Source organism: Micromonospora sp. NPDC047707, assembly GCF_040704235.1.
GTDB lineage: Bacteria > Actinomycetota > Actinomycetes > Mycobacteriales > Micromonosporaceae > Micromonospora.
In genome coordinates this window covers 1-3,087 of record NZ_JBEYSU010000113.1, presented here as the reverse complement: position 1 = coordinate 3,087, position 3,087 = coordinate 1, and the positions used below count along the sequence as shown (strand labels likewise).

The following is a 3,087-nucleotide window of genomic DNA, read 5'->3' as shown; positions in this document are numbered from 1 at the left end:
AGGGCGATGGCGGACAGGGGTTGGCGGTCGTCGCGGAGTTTGCCGACGAGTTCGGCGGTGAGGTGCTGCGCCTCGGCCGCGCTGCCACCGTTGCCCGCCACGAGCAGGCGGCCGCCCCGCGCGAGCGTCCACGCCAGTTCCGTTCCCCAACCGGAGAGCCGCTCCGCCACCTGCCGGTACGGCAGCAGCGCCGAGGCCAGGTTCGCGAGGTGGCTGTCGAGGGTGGACAGGCCCGCCGTCATCAGGCCACCGCCGGGGTGGGACGGCCGGCGGCGGTCACCGCGGCGTACACGGCGCCGAGCTGTTCGGCGCAACGCTTCCAGGAGTACCGGCTGCGGATGCGGTCCAGCGCCGCCGTCGCGTACGCGAACCGGCGCACCTTGTCCGCGAGCAGGCGGCGGATCGCCGCGCCCAGCGCCCGGTGGTCCCGTGGCGGCACGAGGTCGCCGGTCAGGCCGGCGACGACCGTGTCGGAGATGCCGCCGACGTCCGTGCCCACCACCGGCACGCCGCAGGCCATGCCCTCCAGCGGGGTCAGCCCGAACGGCTCGTACCAGGGGGCGGCGACCAGCAGGTCGGCCGACCGGTACCAGCGGCCCATCTCCTCGCGGGGCACCGCGCCGACCAGCTTCACCCGGTCCGCCACCCCGCAGGAATCGGCGAGCGCGCCGAGCCGGCGGGCGAACGCGTCGGCCGTGAGCTGCTCGGCGGGGGGCCCGCCGACGATCACGCACTCGGCGTCCGGCACCGCGGGCATGGCCCGGACCACCTCCAGGAAGCCCTTGCGCTCGACCATCCGGCCGACCGTGATGATCCGTTGCCGGGCCGGGTCGCGCGGGGCGACCGGCCCGTCCGGGCGGAACATCTCCTGGTTGACGCCGGAGGGGACCAGCGCCATCCGGGACCGCGGCACACCCAGCCGGACCAGCTCGCCGATCTCGTCCTGGCACTGCACGATCACCCGGTCGGCGGCCCGCCCCAACGCCCGTTCGTAGCCGATCCGGCCCGGTGGGCTGGTGTCCCTGGTGCCCTGGTGCCGCTTCTTGACGGTGCCGAGCGCGTGGTACGTCAGCACCACCGGCACCCGGGTCCGGCGGCCGGCGTGCAGGGTCGCCAGCCCGCTCATCCAGAAGTGCGCGTGCGCCACGTCCGGTGTCCAGTCCCCGTCGCGCCACTGGCCGGCGAGCCAGCGGCCGAACTCACCCATGTACGGCAGCAGGTCGTCCTTCGGCACCCGCAGCGCCGGGCCGGCCGGCACGTGGCACACCTGGTAACCGTCCGCCGTGGACACGGTGTCCGGCAGCGTGGTGGAGTCGCGGCGGGTGTAGACGCGGACGTCGTGCCCCTCGCCGACCAGCGCGGCGGCCAGTTCCGCCACGTGGGTGTTCTGCCCGCCCGCGTCCTCCCCGCCGAGAACAGCCAACGGGCTCGCGTGCTCCGAGATCATCGCGATGCGCATGTTTCCTCCTCCATCAGCCGGTCCCAGTCGGCGACGAACCGTTCGAGCCCGAACCGTTCCTTCGCCACCTCGCGACCTCGCGCGCCCAGCCGGGAGGCCGCGTCGCGGTCCGTCATCAACCACCGGGCGGCCTCGACGAGGGTGTCGACCCGGGTGGCGAGCACCCCCGCGTCGGCCGGCACCGCGTCCACGGCCTCCGTGGTGGCCAGGGCGATCACCGGCATGCCCATCGCCATCGCCTCGATCAGGCTGAGGCCCAGCGACGTCCACCGGCACAGGTGCAGGTACGCCCGCCGCCGGGCCACCTCGGCGTGCATCCGGTCCTGCGGCAGGTCGTCGTACCCGGTCACCGGAAGGTCGGGGAAACCGGCCCGGGCCAGCGCGTCGGGCAGCCCGGCCACCCCCATGCCGAACACGTCCAGCGGGCCGACCTCGGCGAAGCGCGGCATCAGGTCGGTGCCGGTGACCCGCCAGCGGCGTACCGGTTCGTTGGTCACGACGGCGAGCCGGTCCAGGCCGCCGCTCCACTCGACGTGCGGCGGCACGATGCCGTGCTCGATCACCGCGGTACGGGTGGCGCCGGTGTCCCAGAACAGCTCGTTGAAGTGGGTGACGTGGGCGACCAGCAGGTCCTCGCGGTCGGCCATCGGGTGGCGGGTGTTCGGAACGTCGCCCTTGGGCGTGTTGTGTTCGACGTAGATTGCCGGCACGTCCCGTCCCGGCCGCCGGCGGAGCCACTGCGCCGCGAGGTCGTACTCCTCGGGGCGTTGCAGGATCACCACATCCACCTCGGCGTTCGCCAGGTCCTGCGGGGTCACCTCCACCGCCCGGTCCGGCCAGGGGTAGGTGCGGGCCCGCCCGAGGCCGTACGGGCCCCGGTCGGGCGTGACCGGCACCAGGTAGCGGTGCCGGCCGTGGACGAAGGACGTCGTCCACGAGCCGTGCACGTGCCAGAGCAGGATGTTCATGCCTCTCCTCAGCGGGTGTCTCGGGGTTCAGCGGGACGGCACGAGTACGCGGACCGCGTCGACCACGTCACCGGGGTCGAGGCCGGCGAGACAGGGGTGGTCGGGTACCGGACAGGACGACGCGCGGGTGTTCCGGCAGCCGGCGGTGGCGTCGCCGAGGCGTACGGTCGGCACGCCCCACGGCCCCCACTGCCCGAACGGGACGGTCGGGGCGAACAGACTGACCACGGGCGTTCCGACCGCCGCCGCCAGGTGGGCCGGGCCGGTGTTGCCCACCACCACCGCGCGGGCGCCGGCGAGCACCCGCGCCAGGCCGGCCAGCGGGGTACGGCCGCCCAGGTCGACGGCGCGGTCCCCGGCGACGTACGCGGTCAGCTCCCGCTCGTCCGGTGCGCCGGTGACCACCACCCGGTGCCCGGCGTCGGCGAGCGCGGCGACGACGTCGGCGCACCGCCGGGGCGGGCAGGCGCGCGCGGGCACCGACGCGCCGGGATGCACGACGACGTAGCCGGGCTCGGCCAGGGCCGGGTGCAGCGTCTCCACCGGGCTGTCGCACCGGTCGACGCGCAGCCGGAGGGCGGGTTCGTCGTCGGCGGGCAGGGCGTAGCCGGCGGCGGCGGCGAGGGACAGGGCGCGTTCGGGTTCGGGTACGCCGGTGGG

3 protein-coding genes and 1 pseudogene are annotated in these 3,087 nt (G+C 75.1%); all 4 read right to left on the bottom strand.

The window, feature by feature from the left end; all coding sequences use genetic code 11:
- A pseudogene (locus tag AB0873_RS32115) lies at window positions 1-242 on the bottom strand (phosphoheptose isomerase); the annotation flags it as partial.
- Window positions 242-1,459, bottom strand: coding sequence for a glycosyltransferase (locus tag AB0873_RS32110; RefSeq protein ID WP_366604516.1), 1,218 nt, complete (start codon window positions 1,457-1,459; stop codon window positions 242-244). The pseudogene AB0873_RS32115 and the gene AB0873_RS32110, both read right to left, overlap by 1 nt.
- Window positions 1,444-2,427: a glycosyltransferase gene (locus AB0873_RS32105; protein WP_366604514.1), complete on the bottom strand. Its 984-nt coding sequence runs from the start codon at window positions 2,425-2,427 to the stop codon at window positions 1,444-1,446. The genes AB0873_RS32110 and AB0873_RS32105 overlap by 16 nt, the downstream gene beginning before the upstream one ends.
- 27 nt (window positions 2,428-2,454) lie before the next feature.
- Window positions 2,455-3,087, bottom strand: a 633-nt coding sequence (locus AB0873_RS32100) for a glycosyltransferase family 9 protein (RefSeq protein ID WP_366604513.1), incomplete at its 5' end; no start/stop codon positions are given.